Origin of the sequence: Embleya sp. NPDC020630 (assembly GCF_044334985.1) — a bacterium.
GTDB lineage: Bacteria > Actinomycetota > Actinomycetes > Streptomycetales > Streptomycetaceae > Embleya.
Genome location: NZ_JBIRUB010000005.1, coordinates 374,909 through 394,500 on the forward strand (window position 1 = coordinate 374,909; position 19,592 = coordinate 394,500).

Below are 19,592 nucleotides of genomic sequence, written 5' to 3' on the forward strand. Positions count from 1 at the left end.
CACGACGTGTTCGACGCAGTACTGGTCGCCAACCGAGGCGAGATCGCGGTCCGGGTCATCCGCACGCTGCGCCGTCTGGGCGTGCGCGCGGTCACCGTGTACGGGCCGGGCGACGCCGCCGCGCGGCACGTGCGCGAGGCCGACGCGGCGGTCGAGGTGCCGAGCTACCTGGACGTGGACGCGGTGGTCGCGGCCGCCGTGCGCGCCGGGGCCGGGGCGGTTCACCCCGGCTACGGATTCCTGTCCGAGAACGCCGCGTTCGCCGCCGCCGTGGCGCGCGCCGGGCTGGTCTTCGTCGGCCCGCCGGCGGGCGTGATCGAGTTGATGGGCGACAAGATCCGGGCCAAGGAAACGGTCGCCGCGTACGGCGTCCCGGTGGTTCCCGGCGGGGGCGCGGCGGGTATGACCGACGCCGAACTCGTGGACATCGCCCGGGAGATCGGCTTCCCGGTGCTGATCAAGCCGTCGGCGGGCGGCGGCGGCAAGGGCATGCGCCTGGTGCACGACGGCGCGCTGCTCGCCGACGAGATCGCCGCGGCCCGGCGCCAGGCCAAGGGCGCCTTCGGTGACGACACGCTGCTGATCGAGCGCTGGATCGACCGCCCCCGGCACATCGAGATCCAGGTGCTCGCGGACACCCACGGCACGGTCGTACACCTGGGCGAACGCGAGTGCAGCCTGCAGCGCCGGCACCAGAAGATCATCGAGGAGGCGCCGTCGGCGCTGCTCGACGCGGACACCCGCGCCGCGATGGGCGCCGCCGCCGTGCGCGCCGCCCGGGCCTGCGGATACGTCGGCGCGGGCACCATCGAGTTCATCGTGCCGTCGGAGGATCCCGGCTCGTTCTACTTCATGGAGATGAACACCCGCCTCCAGGTCGAGCACCCGGTGACCGAACTGGTCACCCGCGTCGACCTGGTGGAGAGCCAACTGCGGATCGCCGCGGGCGCCGCGATCGGCAAGTCGGACGTGTCGATGCACGGGCACGCGGTCGAGGCACGGATCTACGCCGAGGACCCCGATCGGGGTTTCCTGCCCACGGGTGGGCGGGTGTTGACGGTGTGTGAGCCGGAACTCGAAGGCGTCCGGGTCGACTCCGGGCTGCGCGAGGGCGGCGAGGTCGGCAGTTCGTACGACCCGATGCTGGCCAAGGTGATCGCCTACGGCGACGACCGGGCGACGGCGATCAGCCGACTGCGGGCGGCACTTGCCCAGACCCGGGTCCTTGGGGTGACCACCAACCTCGGTTTCCTGTACCGCCTGCTGGGCGACCCGGCGGTGCTCGCGGGCGACCTGGACACCGGTCTCGTCGAGGCCAGGACGGACGCGCTGACGGGGCATCCGGCGCCGCCGGAGGTGGCGGTCGCCGCGGCGCTCGCGGCGCGGGCCGAGCGGGTGCCGGCCGACGGCTGGGCGGACCCGTTCGCGGCGCAGACCGGCTGGCGGGTGGGCGGACCGGCCTGGGACACGCACGTGTTGCGGATCGGGCCGGGCGAGCCGATCGAGGTGCGGGTGCGCGACGGCGAGGTCTCGGTCGACGGCGGCCCGGCCGTGTCGGCCTCGGTCTCGGCGGTGCCGGGCGGGCTCTCCGTCGGGTACGACGGGCTGACCCGGCGCTTCGACTACGTCGCCGAGTCGTCGGGCGTGCGCTGGCTCGCCTACGGCCCGGACACCTGGCGAGTCAGCGAGGTGGACACCGTACGGGCCGAGGCGGCGGGCGGCGCGGCGCACACCGGCGCGCTGACCTCGCCGATGCCGGGCACGGTGACGGTGGTCAAGGCCGCCGTCGGGGACCGGGTCGCTCGCGGACAGACCGTGGTCGTGGTCGAGGCGATGAAGATGGAACACGCGTTGACCGCGCCGTTCGCCGGCGTGGTCGCCGAACTGGGCGCGGTGGTCGGCGCGTCGGTGGCGATGGACCAGACGCTTGCGGTGGTGGAGCCGGACCCCGACGGGGACGACCCGGAAGCGGCGGCGGGGGCCGAAGGAGAGGCGACGGAACGATGACGCGTCGACTGCCGGATGTGCGCCGCGAACCCGGGCTGCCGGAGCGGGTGTTCATCCACGAGGTGGGTGCCCGGGACGGACTCCAGAACGAGTCCGGTGTGGTGCCCACCGAGGCCAAGATCGAGTTCGTCCGCCGGCTGGCCCGCGCGGGTCTGGGCACGATCGAGGTGACCAGCTTCGTACCGCCCAAGTGGGTGCCCCAACTCGCCGACGCCGCCGAGGTCTTCGCGGCGGTCCGGGCCGACGCCGAGATCACCGCCGGCGATCGCCGCCTGCCGGTCCTGGTGCCCAACGAGCGCGGCTTCGACCGCGCCGTCGAGCTGGGCGCCGATCGCATCGCGGTGTTCGGCAGCGCCACCGAGACCTTCGCCCGGCGCAACCTCAACCGCACGGTGGCCGAATCGTTGGCCATGTTCGCCCCCGTGGTCGAGCGGGCCGGCGCCGCCGGGATCGACACACGCGGCTACCTGTCCATGTGCTGGGGTGACCCGTGGGAGGGGCCCGTCCCGCTCGACCAGGTGGTGCGCGTCGGCAAGGCCTTGGTGGACATGGGCTGTTCGCAGCTCAGCCTGGGCGACACGATCGGCGTGGCCACCCCCGGTCATGTCACCGCGCTGCTGACCGCGTTCGCCGAGGCGGGCGTACCCGCGTCGCGCATCGCGGTGCACTTCCATGACAGTTACGGCCAGGCGCTGGCCAACACCCTCGCCGCGCTGCGCTTCGGGGTGAGAACCGTGGACGCGTCGGCGGGTGGCCTGGGCGGATGCCCGTACGCGGAGAGCGCGACCGGCAACCTCGCCACCGAGGACCTGGTGTGGATGCTGCACGGCCTCGGCATCGAGACCGGCGTGGACCTCGGCGCGCTGGTGGCCACCAGCGCCTGGATGGCCGACCTGCTCGGCCGCCCCAGCCCCTCGCGCGCGGTCCAGGCGCTGCTCGGCAAGCGGGTGGACGCGCACGGCCTGGTGCTCGCCGACCCGACCACCACGACCGCCGCCGGCACCGCCGCCGACGCGTAGCCGCGACCGCCCGCCCGGCCGCCGACCGAACCACCCCCGACGCACCGAAGCCGCCACGAGCGGCCCGGTCCGTCCCCCGCCACCGAACCCGGGAGCCCGGATCATGCTGGACCACCGCCTCGACGAGGAATACGAGCAACTGCGGCGCACGGTCGCCGAGTTCGCCAAGGACGTGATCGCGCCCGCGATCGGCGACCTGTACGAGAAGCACGAGTTCCCGTACACGATCATCCGGGAGATGGGCCGGATGGGCCTGTTCGGCCTGCCGTTCCCGGAGGAGTACGGCGGCATGGGCGGCGACTACCTCGCGCTCGGCCTGGTCCTGGAGGAGTTGGCCCGGGTCGACTCCTCCGTGGCGATCACCCTGGAGGCGGCGGTCTCGCTGGGCGCGATGCCGATCTACCGCTTCGGTACCGAGGAGCAGAAGCAGACCTGGCTGCCCAAGCTGACCAGCGGCGAGATGCTGGGCGCCTTCGGCCTGACCGAGCCCGGCGGCGGCTCCGACGCGGGCGCCACGCGCACCACCGCCCGTCTGGACGAGGCGACGGGGGAGTGGGTGATCAACGGCGGCAAGTGCTTCATCACCAACTCCGGCACCGACATCACCGGCTTCGTCACGGTCACCGCGGTTACCGGCACCAAGGGCGACGGCGGCAAGGAGATCAGCACGATCATCGTGCCGGCGGGCACGAAGGGCTTCACCGTCGCACCGCCCTACTCCAAGGTCGGCTGGAACTGCTCGGACACCCGCGAGTTGTCGTTCACCGACGTGCGCGTCCCGGCGGACAACCTGCTCGGCGAACGTGGACGCGGCTACGCCCAGTTCCTGTCCATCCTGGACGAGGGCCGGGTGGCCATCGCGGCGCTGGCCACGGGGTTGGCCCAGGGCTGCGTGGACGAGTCGGTGCGCTACGCCGGTGAGCGCGAGGCGTTCGGCCGGCCGATCGGGGCCAACCAGGCGATCGCGTTCAAGCTCGCCGACATGGAACTGCGCGCGCACAACTCGCGGTTGGGCTGGCGGCACGCGGCCTCGCTGCTCGTACACGGCGAGGGCTTCAAGAAGGAGGCCGCGCTGGCCAAGCTGTACAGCTCGGAGAGCGCGGTGGACAACGCCCGCGACGCCACCCAGATCCACGGCGGCTACGGCTTCATGAACGAGTATCCGGTGGCCCGCTTCTGGCGCGACGCCAAGATCCTGGAGATCGGCGAGGGCACCAGCGAGGTGCAACGCATGCTGATCGCGCGGGAGTTGGGCCTGCCGCGCTGAAGCGACGACGGCTCTTTCGGCACCGACCCTCCTGGACGGCATCCGTCCGGGAGGGTCGGTTTTCGGTATTCCGGGCGAATGAACGTGTTCACCGTGCGACGGCGCGGGTGGGGGTCAGCGGTCGACGGCCGGCCGGGCTCGGCGTGCTCCGGCCAGGACCGAATCGAGCAGGCCGGGGAAGAGGTCGTCCAAGTCGTCGCGGCGTACCCGCACCAGCCGGGTCCGGCCCTCGATGGTCGTCCAGGTGACCCCGGCTTCGCGCAGCACCCGGTAGTGGTGGGACAACGTCGTCTGGTGGACGTCGAGCTCCTCGCCGGCCGCGGAGCAGTTGTCCGGGCCGGTGCGGTCGAGCCGCTGCACGAGTTCGAGCCGCACGGGATCACCGAGCGCCCGCAGCACGTCCACGAGCCGGATAGCCTCCCGGGTCGGCTGTGATACCTCGCGCATTGTCGGCCTCCTGCCCCTGCCTCGTGCTGCTGATGCTCATCGCGTCGGGGCGAGTCTATCCGACACATTGATACATGGACAAGCGTCCATGCATTGCCTACGCTGCCGACTCGTCAGCTCTTGCGATCGCTCCTGCAGATCGCTCTCGCGGTCCGCTCATGCGACCCGTTTGTGCGATCCGTTTTGGCGGTCCGCCGCACCGGAAGGCAGTGCCGCCCATGTCCAAACGTCTCGCGCCGTTGGCGCTGGCGACCTTCGCCGTCGGCACCGACAGCTACGTCATCGCCGGTCTGCTCCCATCCATCGCCGCCGACCTGGATGTCTCGACACCCGCCGCCGGGCAGCTGGTCACGGTCTTCGCCCTGGTCCTCGCCGTATCGGCACCCGTCATGGCGGCGATGGCCGGCGCGCTGGACCGCCGTACGGCCCTGCTCGTCGCACTCGGCGTGTTCGTCGTCGGCAACGCCCTCACCGCGGTCGGCACCGGCTACGAGGTGGTCATGGCCGCCCGCGTCCTCACCGCGATCGGCGCCGGCACAATCACCTCGACCGCGTCCAGCACGGCCGCCGCCATCGTCGAGCCCGAACGCCGGGGCCGGGCACTGGCGTTCGTCCTCGGCGGCCTGACCCTGGCCACCGCCGTCGGCCTGCCGCTGGGCACGCTGATCGGCCGCACCGACTGGCGCATCACCCTGTGGGCCGTCGCCGCCCTCGGCCTGCTCGCCGCGGCCGGCGTGGCACTCGGCCTGCCCAAGGTGGTCCTACCGGCGGCATCCCTGGCCGACCGCCTACGCCCACTACGGCAGCGTCGTGTCCTGAGCCTGCTGGCAATCACGGCGATGACGTTCCTGGCCTCCTACACGCTCTACACGTACATCGCACCCGCACTCGACGACGCCACCGACGGCTCCGACGGACGACTGACCCTGATCCTGACGGCCTGGGGCACCGGCACCCTGGCCGGCAACCTCACCGCCGGCCGCCTGGTAGACCGCCGCGACCCCACCCGAGTCCTCACGGTCGCACTCGCGCTGGCCACGATCGCGCTGGCCCTCACCCCCGTCGCGGTACACACCCTGGCCTCGGCAATGGTGTGGGCCATGATCTGGGGTGGATCCGTCGGCATCATCGTCGTCCCCCAACAACACCGTCTGATCGCCCTACACCCGGCCGCCGCACCCATACTCCTCGGCCTCAACTCCTGCGCCATCTACACCGGAATCGCCTTGGGCGGCGCCCTCGGCGGCCTGGCCCAACAATGGCCGTCCCTGACCCCACCCCAACTCGGCTACGTGGCTGCCGCCATCACCGCGATCACCCTGCTCCACCACATAACGGCCACCCGCCGGGCCCGGGCCCGGGCCCGGAGCCACGCCCAGGCCCCCGCTCCCGCGACGCCGCCACAGGACAAGCACCGATCCACCATCTGATGGGCGCCCGACTCGCTTTGCCTGCGTCGGCGGCGAGCCTTCGGGACGGCGTCGACGGGCGTGTGGGTGGGGGTCGCGGGCAACCAGACACGGCGAGCGGGCGAGCTGTTGCGTGCGTTGGACCTGCCGGTGGATGCGGTGGCGGTGTCCGAGGAGCGGGGCGTTGTCAAGCCCGATGATGCCTTCTTCGCGCGGCTGCTCGCATGGGCTCCCGGGGAGCCCCACGAGATCCTGTATGTAGGCGATCATCCGGCGAACGACCACGTCCCGGCAGCCCGGGCCGGGTTGCGCACGGCCTTGGTGCGGCGTGGCCCTTGGGGTTACCTGTGGGCGGGTGATCCCGAGATGAATCGCGCCGACTGGACGATCGATTCGCTGTCCGAAATCGCGAACCTCATCGGGCGGTAACCACACGAATCGCCACCCCATGCGCACCGGCGAGGGTAGCGTGCAAGACACGCCACCATCCCCGCGAAGACGATGAGCGCGAGCGCGACGGAGCGCTGCCGATTCGGGAGATCACCGTCGGAAGTCGGCGTACCAAGCCGGCGGGGAAGCTTGGACCCGCCATCCGCCCCGTCGCATGCCGATCGGAGGCGGGGCGGATGGGGGTTGCTCAGCGGTGCGAGTCGAGGAGTGTATTCCATGCCTGGGCGCAGGTCCGGACCACCGGCGAGTCGCCGATCTTGCTGTCGCGGACGCCGATCGCACCGGTCAGTGCGGCGACCTCGACGCAGTCGTCCCCCTGGGTGCCGCTGTAACTGCTCTTACGCCACGTCGGGTTGATATCTGACTTCATAGCTCTCCTGCCATCTTCCGGATGAGCGCGGTCGAGTCCGCCATCGTGAGCGCCTGTGCTCGGATGATTCCATATCGCTGACGCAAGACTCTGACCAGTTCGGGATCGGTCACCTGCGCGCCTCCGGCTTGGGACTCAAGGTGAGCGATCACCTGCCCGTTCGGCATCTCCAGCAAGAGCATCGGCCCGTCCAGCCCGACGTGCTCCATGCACTGCGTCGGCATCAGTTGGATCGACACATTGCGCATGGCCGAGCATTCGAGAAGTCTTCCCAGCTGGGCCTTCAGGATTGCCTTGCTGCCGATGGGCCGTCGAAGGACCTGCTCTTCGATGACGTAGCTACAGATTGCCGTCGGCTTCCGCATGAGCAACTTCTGCCGCTCGATGCGACCTTGGACACGCGCTTCGATGTCGTCGTCCTCCAACGGTGGGCGAGCGGCGCGAAGCAAAGCGCGCATGTAGTCCTCGGTCTGTAGCAATCCTGGGATGAGTGAGAGTTGGAACGAATCCGCAGCGACGCACTGCTTCTCCAACTCGGCTGTGTCAACGAAGGATTCGGCAACCTTCTCGCCGACCAGGTACCCGGCCGCGTCCACGAGGGCGCCGCCGGCGTCGAGTTCTCGGTCGAGTTGTTCCAACAGAGGTGAGAGCGCGGGCCGCCTACCGCACTCGATGGCGTGGATGAGGGACGCGGATTGGTTCACGAACTTCGCCAGTTGTTCCTGTGTGAGTCCCTTCCTCTTGCGCAAGAAACGCACTTGTCCCCCGAAGAGTCGTTGGGCAGCGCTCGGGGATTTGGGCTTCGGCGGCATGGTTTCTGCCTCCCGGTTGACGTGATTACAGGAGATTGCCCGGCGAGGACACGTGGTTACGGATTTCGCGACGAAGGTTACGAATCCTGTTGTAACCGCCGGATATCTCCTCACCGTATGTGGTCACGGGCAGTATTGGGGTCATGACAGCGAAACAACCCACGAGCGGGTTGCCCATCGCCCACCAGGCGTCAGGGGTGCCTCGTGGGCGCATCGGACGGACCTTCGTGGGCCCCGGCTTCGATGTGGCTCGCATCCTTGGACCGTGCTTACCGCATGTCGACGGCACCTGAACTGTCCCCTGCCGCCGCCCGATTCCGGTTATACCCGGCGGGCGGCACCCGGCCCCCGTAGCCACCGGCGCGGATGCGGGGGCCGGGTCTCACATCCCTGCTGGAGCCCCACATGATTTCCGTGTCCCCGTCCGGCGACGAGGTTCGTCCGATCCGGATCACCACAACCGGTCGCGATCCCTTGGATGTCACGCGGGCCGAACTGATCGCTCTGGTACATGAGTCGCGGATGTATCTGATGCGGACGTTCTCGACTCCTTCGGTCGGGCGCGTCTCGGATTCGAGCGGCTGAGTCCCGCCGATGCTGTCCGCCATTGTCGAAGGCAGCTCCGTGTACCGGTTGTTGCTCGACCGCCTCGTCGCAACTGCCGCCGAGCGCAATCGACGTCAGGGAATCCGACCCGATCCCGCGATCGCTTCATCGCACTGGCAGCGCGCCCACCAGCGATACCGCCGTGCCGCCGGGGTTGGGTTGCGGGCCGCCGTGGCCGATGCGCACCGGGGTGGCATGTCGGTGGAGGTCATTGCCCGTGCGACCGGGTTTTCCCCGGGCTACGTGCGGATGATCGTGCACCGTGCGCGTGCCGAAGTCCGCGACCTTGTCGTCCCCTTCCATATGCAAGGAGAGATCATGACCGACACGCCTCCCTGTGCTGTTGGTGAACACCTGTGGCGCAAGGTCGACCACCACGGGCGACATCACCACCTCGGGACCATCACCCGCGTCCGGCACGACGGTGACCGGTGGATGGTCGAATACGTATACGGCGCAGGCGCCGACAGGATCACCACCGCACCCGCCGACGAGATGTACCGCGAAGGACCCATGACCCGACCTGTCTGAGCATCGAAGCGGAAGCGGAAGTCGATCAAGCTGTTGGGGCGTTGCCAAGGCTGATCGCGAACCTCTCGGGTTGGGTGGGTGTTTGCGACGGGGGTTGGTCTTTGGGTTGCGGGGTGCCGGTGCCGGTGCCGGTGCCGGGTCGGTCCGGCACCAGGGATTGGTCGCCGCCGGCGTGCGGGGCTCCGAGCCCCGAAGCTCTTGACGAGGCGGGGTGCTTTGGTCGGCCAGAACCGGCCGGCAGCGGGGAGCGGGTGAGGGCCGGGTCGGGCTCTCCGGGAAGGCTTCCCGGGTGGGTCGGGTGTTTCCGGCGTGCGTTGCGCTTGTGGTTGCGGGTGGCTGGTGCGGGGCGGCCTGAGTCGGTGGTGGGCCGCCGCCGGCGTGCGGGGCTCCGAGACTGAGGGCTCCCGACGAGACGGGTGCGTTGGTCGGCGGAAAAGCGGCCGGCAGAGGCGGGCAGGGAGGGGCTCGGGTCGAATCCGCCGGTGGGCCCTTCCGAGTGGGTCGGGTGTTTCCGGTGATGGTCACGTCCTTGGCTGCGGAGGGGTGGTCCGGGGCTGGTCAGAGTCGTCGAGGCGGGCCGCCGCCAGCGTGCGGGGCTTTGAGACTCGAAGCTCCCGACGAGACTGCCGTGTTGGTCGGCGGAAAAGCGGCCGGCAGCGGCGGGGAGGGTGGGGCTCGGGTCGAATCCGCCGGAGAGGCTTCCCGGGTGGGTTGGGCGGCCGGGTGTTTTCGGGGTGCGGTGGGCATGTGGGTGGCGGAGGTTCACGAAACCGGATCCCGTGCGGTGCGGCAGCCTGCGCGCGAGGGAAACCCGCAGGTCGGCGCTGGCAGCTGCCGTTTCGAGCGCCTCGGGATCCGGTTTCGACGCTCACAGAGCAGTTTCGGTCTCCTCGACGGCCTCTGAGAGGCCGCAGCGCCCGAGATCGCCTTCGACCGAGCGGTTTCGGTCTCCAGACCGGAGCCGAGGGGCCAGAGCACAGGAAATCGGCACTCGACAACCGACTTTCCCTCCGGACCCCACAAAACCGCAGGTCACCGACATCTCGACACCCCTAACCACCCACCGAGATCCGGTTCCGAGCCCCAACCTGTCCCCAGACGCCCCCGAAACGCCCCAACCGACCGCAAGGCCCCTCAGCGATCTCAACCCGACCCTGCACCCTGCCCGCCGCTGCCGGCCGGTTTTTCGCTGAGCAATGTGGCGGTCTCGTCGGGAGCCCTCAGTCTGGGAGCCCCGCACGCCGGCGGCGGCCCGCTCGGCGACTCTGGCCGGCCCCGCACAGCCGGCCGAGACGCGACTCTCGCCGGAAGCTCCCGGCCCACTGCGGAAGCGCCTCGGCGGACTCGACCCGACCCTTCTCCCTGCCCGCCGCTGCCGGCTGCTTTTCCCGCCGAGCAATGCCGGGGTCTCGTCGGGAGCCCTCAGTCTGGGAGCCCCGCACGCTGGCGGCGGCCTTGCTCGGCGACTCTGGCCCGCCTCGCACAGCCGGCCGAGACGCGACTTTCGCCGCATGCACCCGGCCCACTCGGGGAGCCGCCTCGGCGGACTCGACCCGAGCCCCCACCCTGCCCGCCGCTGCCGGCCGGTTTTCCGCTGAGCAACGCGGTGGTGTCGTCGGGAACCCGTCGCCTCGCAGCCCCGCACGCTGGCGGCGGCCCCGTTCGGCGACTCTGGCCCGCCCCGCACAACCGACCCAGGCGCGATTCTCGTCGGAAGCCCCCTCGGCGGACTCGACCCGACCCTTCCCCCTCCCCGCCGCTGCCGGTTGGGCGTTCCTCGCCGCCGAGCGGAGCAGCTTCATCCTCGGCGCCAACCTGTACATCGACGGCGGCGGGAACCAGGTCCAACCCGACCCAACCCGACCCACCACGTCACCGGTCACCGATGCGTCGACCCGCCGCCCCGCTGTCCGCAGAGGTAGAACAGCTCGGGGTCGCCGTCGTCCAGACCGTGTACCAGGCCCACCGGGCTCCATCCGGCTCGCCCGAGGAGTCGCTGCATCGGCTGGTTGGAAACGTTGGTCGACGTGAACAGCTTCGGGGTCGTACACGAGGCCGCCGCGACGTCCAACAACCCGCGCCCCACACCCCTGCCGCGCGCCGACGGCGTCACCATCAGCATCGCGACGAAGCCCTGTTCGAAGAAGGTGTACTCCACGACGCAGTAGCCGAGCAGGCCGGACGCGTCCTCCGCCACGGTCGCCGAGCCCTCCCGGCACCACCTGGCGATGTTGGTCCGCCGCTCGGCGTCACCCGTGCTCGCGATCGCGTCGATCCCGGCCAACGTGTCCGCGTCCGACTCGTCCGCGCGGCGCACCGTGAAGTCGCCGAGGCCCACTGCATCCATGCGCCCATGCTGTCAGGCCGCCCCGAACACCGATTCCGCGGACGTCGCGTGATACCCGAAACGACGGCGGGCGCCGGACGGGAGAATCTGCTCCCGTCCGGCGCCCGTGCGAACCGCCCTGCCCTGCCCTGCCTAGCTCTTCGTGGCCATCGCGCGCAGGAAGAAGGTCAGGTTGGCGGGGCGTTCGGCGAGTCGGCGCATGAAGTAGCCGTACCATTCGGCGCCGTAGGGAAGGTAGATCCGCATCAGGTCGCCCTGCTCGACGATCCGGGTCTGCTCCTCGGGGCGGATGCCGTACAACATCTGGAACTCGAAGCTGCCGGGCGCCCGCCCCGCCCGGTCCGCCAGGTGCCTCGCGATGGCGATCAGGCGCGGGTCGTGCGAGGCCACCATCGGGTAGCCCTTGCCCTCCATCAGGATCCGCAGGCAGCGCACGTACGACCGGTCCACGTCGCCCTTGTCCTGGAACGCGACCGACTCCGGCTCCTGGTAGGCGCCCTTGCACAGCCGCACCCGCGAGCCCTCGTAGGCCAGATCCCGGCAGTCCTGTTCGGTGCGCCGCAGGTAGGCCTGGAGCACCGCGCCCACCCACGGGAAGTCCACGCGCAACTCGCGCAGGATGCCCAGGGTCGAGTCGGTCGTGGTGTGGTCCTCCATGTCGAGGGTGACCGTGGTGCCCACCCGCGCGGCGGCGGTACAGATCCGCCGGGCGTTCTCCAGCGCGATCCGTTCGCCGATGCCGGGCAGGAACTGGCCCACCGCGGACAGCTTGACCGACACCTCCGCGTCGCGGGCCAGGCCGGTCTCGCCGAGCGTGTCGAGCAGCGCGTCGTACGCGTCCACCGTGGCGTCCGCCTGCGCGCGGTCGGTGGTGTCCTCGCCGAGGTGATCGAGCGTCACCTTGCGCCCGGTTTCGACGAGTTCGCGGGTGACCCGGACGGCGTCGTCGAGCACGTCGCCCGCGACGAAGCGGTCCACGATGGCCCGGGTCGGCGGCAGGTGCTCGACCAGGGAGCGGGTCCGCGGCGAGCGGGCCGCCGCGAGGATGGGGCTGCGGAGCATCTTCTTCTCCCGAAGTACCGGTGGGGTGGGGTCAGCCCATGTGCGGGTAGCGGTGGTCCGTCGCCGGGACGAACGTCTCCTTGATCGAGCGCGAGCTGATCCAGCGGGTGAGGTTCTGCATCGCGCCGGCCTTGTCGTTGGTGCCCGACGCGCGCCCGCCGCCGAATGGCTGCTGCCCCACGACCGCACCGGTGGGTCGGTCGTTGATGTAGAAGTTGCCCGCCGCGAACCGCAACACGTGGGCGGTGTGCGCGATGACCTCGCGGTCCTGGGCGATGATCGCGCCGGTCAGGCCGTACGCGGAGACCGACTCCATCTGGGCCAGCATCATGTCGTAGGCGTCGTCCTCGTAGACGTGCACGGCCAGGATCGGGCCGAAGTACTCGTCCTTGAAGATCTCGTGGTCGGCGTTGGCGGAGACCAGCACGGTCGGACGGACGAACCAGCCGACGCTGTCGTCGTAGGTCCCGCCGGCCGCGACCTCCACCGTCTCGTCGGCGTGCGCCCGGTCGATCGCGGCCTTGTTCTTGGCGAACGCGCGCTCGTCGATCACCGCGCCCAGGAAGTGGCTCAGGTCGGTCGGGTCGCCCATCGACAGCCCGTCGACGGTGGCCAGGAAGTCGGCCTTGAAGTCGGACTCCCAGATCGAGCGCGGGATGTAGGCGCGCGAGGCGGCCGAGCACTTCTGACCCTGGTACTCGAACGCGCCGCGGACGAGGGCGGTGCGCAGCACGGCGGGGTCGGCGCTGGGGTGGGCGACCACGAAGTCCTTGCCGCCGGTCTCGCCGACGATCCTCGGGTAGGTGCGGTAGTTCGCGATGTTCTCGCCGACCGTGCGCCACAGGTGCTGGAAGGTGGCGGTGGAGCCGGTGAAGTGGATGCCCGCCAGGTCCGGGTGGCGCAGCGCCACCTCGGAGACCGCGATGCCGTCGCCGGTGACCAGGTTGATCACGCCCGGGGGCAGCCCGGCCTCTTCGAGCAGTTCCATCAGCAGTACGGCCGAGAAGGTCTGCGTCGGCGACGGCTTCCAGACCACGACGTTGCCCATCAGGGCGGGCGCGGTGGGCAGGTTGCCCGCGATGGCGGTGAAGTTGAACGGGGTGATCGCGTAGACGAAGCCTTCGAGCGGGCGGTGGTCGGTGCGGTTCCACACGCCGGGGCTGCTGATCGGCTGCTCGGCCAGCGCGCGGCGGGCGAAGTGCACGTTGAAGCGCCAGAAGTCGATCAGCTCGCACGAGGAGTCGATCTCGGCCTGCTGGGCGTTCTTGCCCTGGCCGAGCATGGTCGCCGCGGCCAGTGTTTCGCGCCACGGGCCGGCGAGCAGGTCGGCGGCCTTGAGGAAGATCGCGGCGCGGTCGTCGAAGGACAGGTCGCGCCAGCCCGGCGCGGCGGCGAGGGCCGCGTCGACGGCGTCCTGCGCGTCGGCGGTGTCGGCGTGCGCGAAGGTGCCCAGGCGCGCGGCGTGGTTGTGCGGCTGGACCACGTCCTCGCGCTTGCCGGCGCCCATGCGCCGCTTGCCGCCGATGGTCATCGGGAGGTCGATCGGGGCCGCGGCCAGTTCCGCGAGCTTCGCTTCGAGGCGGGCCCGGGCGGGCGTGCCGGGGGCGTAGTCGTGTACCGGCTCGTTGACCGGGACGGGAACCTGGGTCACAGCGTCCAAGACGGCGCTCCTGTTCGGTGATCTGCGGCGGGTGCGGGTGCGGGTGCGGGTGCCGTGCGGTGCGGTGCGGTGCGGTGTGGCGCCGGATGGTGCCGGGTGGCGCCGTACGGCCGGGGGGCGGACACGGATCTCGCGCTCAACGGTAGGCCGCGACCGCCGTCGCGTGTTTATCCGATCGTTTAAACTCGAAACTCCCCGCTTGGCCCATCGGCCAACACCCGCGACATCCACGAAGGGGCCGAACGTGCCCGAGTCCGGCGTCCCGCTGCGCGAACTGCTTGCCGCCCTCGGCGGCCCGGTCGGTGACGGCCCGATCCGGGTCGCGGCGGCGGCCGGTGGCCTGGAGGCGGTGGTCCGGCACGTGTCGATCCTGGATCCGGAGGAGGAGCCGCACGTGATGCCGGGCGACCTGCTGCTCGCGGTCGGCCTGCGCGGCCGGGCCGCGGCCGGCACGGTGCGGGCGGCGGGCGCGGCCGGCGCGACGGCGATCGCGGTCAAGGGCGAGAGCGCGGCGCTGCGCGAGGTGGCGGACGCGGCGGGTGTGGTGCTGCTGTCGGTGCGCCCCGAGGCCCGCTGGGAACAGGTGGCCGCACTCGCGCACGCCGCCCTCGACGAGCGGCCCGAGACCGAACCGCCCGACGGCGGCGACCTGTTCTCGCTCGCCCAGACCACCGCGATGCTCACCGGCGGCGGGGTCAGCATCGAGGACAGCGCCAACCGCGTGCTGGCCTACTCGCGGGCGACCGGGCCGGACGAGGCCGACGAGTTGCGGCGGTTGTCCATCCTGGGGTGGCAGGGGCCGGAGGAGTACATGGCCCGGCTGCGCGACTGGGGCGTGTTCCACCGGCTCCGCACCACCACGCAGGTGGTCGCCGTGGAGGAGCGGCCCGACCTGGGCATTCGGCGCCGGCTCGCGGTCGGGGTGCACGCCGGTGGGCGGTGGCTGGGCACGATCTGGGTCCAGGAGGGCCGCCGGCCGCTCGCCGATCGGGCCGAGGAGGTGCTGGTCGGCGCGGCGCGGGTGGCCACGCTGCACCTGGTGCGCCGGCGGGCCAGGTCGGCCGCGGATGCCGGGCCGACCCGGGAGAGCGTGGCGGGCCTGCTCGGCGGCTCGATCGCGGCTCGGGCCGCCGCCGCGCAACTCGGCCTGGACCCGGTGCGGCCGGTGCTCGTGCTCGGCTTCGCGGTGCGGGCGGACGTACCCGACGAGTCGGCGCAGGAGCTGGCCCGGACCGAACTGGCGAACCTGGTCTCGGTGTACGCGGCGGCGCGACACAGCCACGCCCGGGTCGCGCCGCTGGGCCCGAGGGTCTACGTGCTGCTGTCCGCGCCGCCGACCGAGGCGGTCGCGCTCGGCTGGGCGCACGAGATCGCCGCCGCCGCGCACGGCCACCTCGACCTGGTGGTGCGCGGCGCGGTCGGCGATCCGGCGCCGAGCCTGGCGCGTACCGTCGCGGCCCGGGAGTCGGCCGACCGGGTCCTGGACGCGATGGCGACCGGCGGGGTGCCGGCCGAGGTCGCGGCGCTGTCGGAGGTACGGCCGGAGGTGCTGCACGGGGAGGTCCAGGCGCTGCTGGCCGAGCACCGGGAAATCCGCGACCCGCGCCTGATCGCGCTGCAGGCGCACGACGGCGAGCACGACACGGAGTACGCGGACTCGGTGCTGGCCTGGCTGGACGCGCTGGGCGATGTGCGCGCCGCCGCCGCGGCGCTGCACATCCACCCGAACACGCTGCGCTACCGGATCCGCCGGGCGGGCGAACTGACCGGCCTGGACTGGGCCGACCCGAAGACCCGCCTGCTCGCGGCGCTGCTGCTGCGCCTGCCGGGGTGACCCGGCCGTCCGCCCGGCCGTCCGCCCGGCCGGCCGGCCGGGCGGGGGCGGTGGGGTCGGCGGCGTCGGCTCAGACCTTGATGCCCAGCTCGGAGAGCAGGTCCAGGCTTACGTACTCGCCACCGGTGCGCGCCGCCGGCCCGTCGCACAACTCCAGCGTGGCGGAGACCATCTGGTCCATCGTCTCGATCTGATCGGGCCGCAACTGCCCGCCGACCAACTCCTCGGCGCCCTCGCTGAGTACGGCGGCCCGGGGCTCGATCGTGTTCACCCGGATCCCGGTCCCGTACAGCTCCGCCGCCAGCGCGTTGGTGATCCTGTTGAGCGCCGCCTTGGACGCCCCGTACACCGCGCTCTTGGTCCCGAGCACCCCCAATTCGAACGGCGGCCCCGCCCACGGCCGGGCGGTGCCGCTGGTCACGTTGACGATCCAGCCCTCGCCACGCGTCGCCATGGCCGGTATCACGGCCTGACACAACTCCATCGGGGCCAGCACGTTCACCTCGAAGTGCAGCCGCGCGCGGCGTTGCGGGTACACCCGAAGCGAGGCGTACGAGGCCATCGCCGCGTTGTTGACCAGGATGTCGATCGGCCCGCCCAGCCCCTCCTCGGCGGCGGGCACGATTTTGGCCCGCTGCGTCTCGTCGGACAGGTCGGCCGGCACCACGGCGGTGCGGCGACCGTGCCGGGCGATCAGCGTCTCCGTCCGCTCCAACGACCCGGCCAGATTCCCCTGCCGCACGGTACGCGCGGTCACCGCCACATCGGCTCCCTCGGCCGCGAGCCGCACCGCCAACGCCGCCCCGATTCCCCTGCTGGCCCCGGTGATCAATGCCCTACGTCCCTCGAACCGCTTGGCCACGGCGTCCCTCCCCTGCTCCGGACAACTGCCTGCCACCATCCTCACAACAGTGGACTAGGTCAACCATCAGAACGCGAAATCCCACCCGTTGGAGGTCGAGGGGAGGGATGATCCGGGCGGGCGGGGCGGCGGGCCAGCTGGTGCGGGCTGGGGGCGGAGCAGCGGGGCGGGGAGGGTGGGTGGTCGGGTCGGGTCCGCCGGGGCCTTGCCGTGTTGGCGGGGCCTTGCCGGGTGGGTGGGGCGTTCCCGGCGTGCGTGGCTCCGAGACGGGGGCTTCCGGCGAGGCGGGTGTGTTGCTCGGCGGGAAAAGCGGCTGGCAGCGGGCGCAGGGAGGGTGCTCGGGTTGGGTTCGCCGGTGTGCGTTCCCGAGTGGGTCGGGTGTTCCGGTGCGCGTTGCACTTGGGGTTGCGGGTGGCCGGTGCGGGCCGGCCAGAGTCGGTGGTGGGCCGCCGCCGGCGTGCGGGGCTCCAAAGCCCGAAGCTCCCAACGAAGCAGGTGTGTTGGTCGGCGAAAACCGGCCGGCAGCGAGGGAGCAGGAGGTGGTCGGGTCGGGTTCTCCAGGGGCTTTCCAGGGTGGATCGGGGCGTTTTGGGGGGCGTTTGGAGGGGAGTTGGGATTCGAAACCGGATCGCGGTGGGTGGTTGTGGGACTTGGAGCTTCGGTGACCTGCGGTTTTGTGGGGTCGGGGCGGAAAGTCGGGCGTCGAGCGTTGGTTTCGTGCGCTCCGGCCTCCTCAACGCCACTGAGGGGACCGAAACTGCCCGCTCGGGGTCGGCTTCGGGCGCTGCGACCTCGCAGAGGCCGTTCGAGGAGACCGAAAGCGCCCAATGGGCGCCGAAACCGGATGCCGAGGCACTGCAGAAGCGCTCGCCGCGCGCTGACCTGCGGTTTTCTCTCGCGCTGAGTCCACGGCACATCCGGCCGTCCGGTTTCGTGAACTCCCGCTCCCACACGCCCAACAGCACCTCGAAATGCCCTGCCCGGCCCACTCGGGAAGGCTCTCCGGCGGGCTCGACTCGAGTGCCCTCCCTGCCCGCCGCTGCCGGCCGGTTTTCGCCGACCAACACACCTGCTTCGTTGGGAGCTTCGGGCTTTGGAGCCCCGCACGCCGGCGGCGGCCCACCACCGACTCAGACCCGCCCCGCACCAGCCACCCCCGGCCAAAGGCGCAACGCGCGTCGGGAACGCCCGACCCACTCGACAAGGCGCCCCGGAGGACTCGACCCGAGCGCCCTCCCTGCCCGCCGCTGCCGGCCGGTTTTTGCCGGGCAACACGCCCGTCTCGTCGGAAGCCCCGGTCTCGGAGCCCCGCACGCTGGCGGCGGCCCACCACCGACTCAGACCCGCCCCGGACCGGCCATCACGCAACCAAAGGCGCGACTCTCGCCGGAAACGCCCGACCCGCTCAGAAAGGCACCCGGCAGACTCGACCCGAGCGCCCTCCCCACCCGCCGCTGCCGGCCGGTTTTTGCCGGGCAACATGCCCGTCTCGCCGGAAGCCCCGGTCTCGGAGCCCCGCACGCTGGCGGCGGCCCACCACCGACTCGGGCGAGCCCCGCACCCGCCACCCGTAGCCCAAGGCGCAGCGCGCGCCGGAAACACCCGACCCACTCGGGAAGGCCCCTTGGCAGACTCGACCCGAGTGCCCTCCCTTCCCGTTGCTGCCGGCCGGTTTTTGCCGGGCAACACACCCGTCTCGTCGGGAGCTTCGGGTCTCGGAGTCCCGCACGCCGGCGGCGGCCCACCGCCGACTCTGACCCGCCCCGCACCAGCCACCCTGGGCCAAAGGCGCAACGCGCGCCGGGAACGCCCCACCCACTCGACAAGGCCCCCGGCGGACCCGACCCGAGCGCCCTCCCTGCCCGCCGCTGCCGGCCGGTTTTTGCCGGGCAACACGCCCGCCTCGCCGGAAGCCCCGGTCTCGGAGTCCCGCACGCCGGCGGCGGCCCACCGCCGACTCTGACCCGCCCCGCACCAGCCACCCCCGGCCAAAGGCGCAACGCGTGCCGGGAACGCCCGACCCACTCGACAAGGCGCCCCGGAGGACTCGACCCGAGTCCCCTCCCGCTCCCTCGCTGCCAGCCGGGTTCCGCCGAGCAACACACCCGCCTCGTCGGGAGCTTCGGGTCTCGGAGTCCCGCACGCCGGCGGCGGCCCACCTCCGACTCTGACCTGCCCCGCACCGGTCACCCGCAGCGCAAAGCGCAACGCGTGCCGAAAGCGACCGGCCCACTCGGAACCGCATCCGGTGAACCCGACCGGACCGCCCTCCCCCCGCACGCACCAGCGGCGGCGGCGACGGATGCCCGCCCCCGCCCCGCCTCAGCGGGGGATGTCCACCGGGGGCAATACCTCCGCCGTGGCGGTGAAGCGGGCCGGGGTGGCGAAGGTGGTGTCGGTGGGTCGGGGTTCGCGGTGGTCCTCGGCGGTCGCGGAGCGGCGCAGGACGACCAGGGTCGTGATCGGTGGGGCCGGGGCGTCCTGGGGGAGGAAGCGTTGTTCGGCGACGCCCGCGAAGGCCTCGCGCGCCGTGGTGGACGGGTCGGGGGCGGCGTACTCCAGGATGTCGGCGCCCAGGCGGCGGCCGGTGTTGCGCAGGTGTAGGTAGGCCGTGGTGCAGGCTTCGCGGGCGGGGGCGCCCGTGGCCGCCGCCAACGCGCGCTCGTAGGCGGCGTGTACCTCGGGTGGCGTGGCGGCCGGGGTGATGCCGAGGACGTCGTATGGGGAGGGTTCGGCTGCGGGCATGCTCCGGGCTCCGAGAGGGTGGGGAAGGGGCGGGACGGGCGGTGGCAGGCGGTGGCGGTGGGTGCCATGGCACTGATGGCATCGATGGCACTGGTGAGATGGCGTGATGGGCACCTGGGCGCCTGGGCGCCTCGGTGCCTCGGCGCGGTAAGTGTGCGCTTTCG

15 protein-coding genes are annotated in these 19,592 nt (G+C 71.6%); 7 read left to right on the forward strand and 8 right to left on the reverse strand.

Features of this window, described 5'->3' with window-relative positions; genetic code table 11:
- Nucleotides 1-6: 6 nt before the first annotated feature.
- The 3 genes from ACH4XV_RS20460 to ACH4XV_RS20470 all read left to right on the forward strand — a co-directional run bounded on the left by ACH4XV_RS20460 (nucleotide 7) and on the right by ACH4XV_RS20470 (nucleotide 4,293).
- A complete protein-coding gene (locus ACH4XV_RS20460; protein WP_395791679.1) occupies nucleotides 7-2,007 on the forward strand; it encodes an acetyl/propionyl/methylcrotonyl-CoA carboxylase subunit alpha in 2,001 nt (666 codons plus the stop codon).
- Entirely contained in the window at nucleotides 2,004-3,026 is a 1,023-nt protein-coding gene (locus ACH4XV_RS20465; protein WP_395791681.1) for a hydroxymethylglutaryl-CoA lyase, read from the forward strand. Before ACH4XV_RS20460 ends, ACH4XV_RS20465 begins: the two co-directional genes overlap by 4 nt.
- A gap of 103 nt (nucleotides 3,027-3,129) precedes the next feature.
- A complete protein-coding gene (locus ACH4XV_RS20470; protein ID WP_395791683.1) occupies nucleotides 3,130-4,293 on the forward strand; it encodes an acyl-CoA dehydrogenase family protein in 1,164 nt (387 codons plus the stop codon).
- Between the two features lie 114 nt (nucleotides 4,294-4,407).
- Here ACH4XV_RS20470 and ACH4XV_RS20475 read toward each other — a convergent pair whose 3' ends face one another.
- Entirely contained in the window at nucleotides 4,408-4,740 is a 333-nt protein-coding gene (locus tag ACH4XV_RS20475) for an ArsR/SmtB family transcription factor (protein ID WP_395791685.1), read from the reverse strand.
- A 218-nt stretch (nucleotides 4,741-4,958) separates the two neighbouring features.
- Between ACH4XV_RS20475 and ACH4XV_RS20480 the strand changes: the two genes are divergently transcribed.
- Nucleotides 4,959-6,170 carry an MFS transporter gene (locus ACH4XV_RS20480; RefSeq protein ID WP_395791687.1) on the forward strand — a complete coding sequence of 404 codons (1,212 nt, stop codon included), beginning with the start codon at nucleotides 4,959-4,961 and terminating at the stop codon, nucleotides 6,168-6,170.
- Between the two features lie 66 nt (nucleotides 6,171-6,236).
- Nucleotides 6,237-6,578, forward strand: a complete 342-nt coding sequence (locus tag ACH4XV_RS20485) for an HAD family hydrolase (RefSeq protein WP_395791689.1) — start codon at nucleotides 6,237-6,239, stop codon at nucleotides 6,576-6,578.
- A 208-nt stretch (nucleotides 6,579-6,786) separates the two neighbouring features.
- Here the strand turns inward: ACH4XV_RS20485 and ACH4XV_RS20490 are convergent, their stop codons facing one another.
- Both ACH4XV_RS20490 and ACH4XV_RS20495 read right to left on the reverse strand, forming a co-directional pair.
- A complete protein-coding gene (locus ACH4XV_RS20490) occupies nucleotides 6,787-6,969 on the reverse strand; it encodes a DUF397 domain-containing protein (RefSeq protein ID WP_395791691.1) in 183 nt (60 codons plus the stop codon).
- The gene (locus tag ACH4XV_RS20495; RefSeq protein ID WP_395791693.1) at nucleotides 6,966-7,781 is read right to left on the reverse strand and encodes a Scr1 family TA system antitoxin-like transcriptional regulator; all 816 of its coding nucleotides are present in this window, start codon (nucleotides 7,779-7,781) and stop codon (nucleotides 6,966-6,968) included. Before ACH4XV_RS20495 ends, ACH4XV_RS20490 begins: the two co-directional genes overlap by 4 nt.
- Nucleotides 7,782-8,375: 594 nt before the next feature.
- Here ACH4XV_RS20495 and ACH4XV_RS20500 point away from each other — a divergent pair.
- Entirely contained in the window at nucleotides 8,376-8,918 is a 543-nt protein-coding gene (locus ACH4XV_RS20500; RefSeq protein WP_395791695.1) for a hypothetical protein, read from the forward strand.
- Between the two features lie 1,879 nt (nucleotides 8,919-10,797).
- Here the strand turns inward: ACH4XV_RS20500 and ACH4XV_RS20505 are convergent.
- From ACH4XV_RS20505 to pruA, 3 genes are all read right to left on the reverse strand, one after another.
- Nucleotides 10,798-11,265, reverse strand: a complete 468-nt coding sequence (locus tag ACH4XV_RS20505; protein WP_395791697.1) for a GNAT family N-acetyltransferase — start codon at nucleotides 11,263-11,265, stop codon at nucleotides 10,798-10,800.
- A gap of 132 nt (nucleotides 11,266-11,397) precedes the next feature.
- Nucleotides 11,398-12,327 (reverse strand): proline dehydrogenase family protein, encoded by a 930-nt coding sequence (locus tag ACH4XV_RS20510; RefSeq protein ID WP_380038195.1) that lies wholly within the window; start codon nucleotides 12,325-12,327, stop codon nucleotides 11,398-11,400.
- A gap of 31 nt (nucleotides 12,328-12,358) precedes the next feature.
- Nucleotides 12,359-13,987, reverse strand: coding sequence for an L-glutamate gamma-semialdehyde dehydrogenase (gene pruA / locus ACH4XV_RS20515; protein ID WP_395791699.1), 1,629 nt, complete (start codon nucleotides 13,985-13,987; stop codon nucleotides 12,359-12,361).
- 244 nt (nucleotides 13,988-14,231) lie between these two features.
- On the opposite strand from pruA, the gene ACH4XV_RS20520 reads away from it, so the two are divergent.
- The gene (locus ACH4XV_RS20520) at nucleotides 14,232-15,821 is read left to right on the forward strand and encodes a PucR family transcriptional regulator (protein WP_395791701.1); all 1,590 of its coding nucleotides are present in this window, start codon (nucleotides 14,232-14,234) and stop codon (nucleotides 15,819-15,821) included.
- Nucleotides 15,822-15,891: 70 nt separating this feature from the next.
- Here the strand turns inward: ACH4XV_RS20520 and ACH4XV_RS20525 are convergent, their stop codons facing one another.
- Nucleotides 15,892-16,683: an SDR family NAD(P)-dependent oxidoreductase gene (locus ACH4XV_RS20525; protein ID WP_395791703.1), complete on the reverse strand. Its 792-nt coding sequence runs from the start codon at nucleotides 16,681-16,683 to the stop codon at nucleotides 15,892-15,894.
- Between the two features lie 2,322 nt (nucleotides 16,684-19,005).
- Nucleotides 19,006-19,428, reverse strand: coding sequence for a hypothetical protein (locus tag ACH4XV_RS20530; protein ID WP_395791705.1), 423 nt, complete (start codon nucleotides 19,426-19,428; stop codon nucleotides 19,006-19,008).
- Nucleotides 19,429-19,592: the final 164 nt, after the last annotated feature.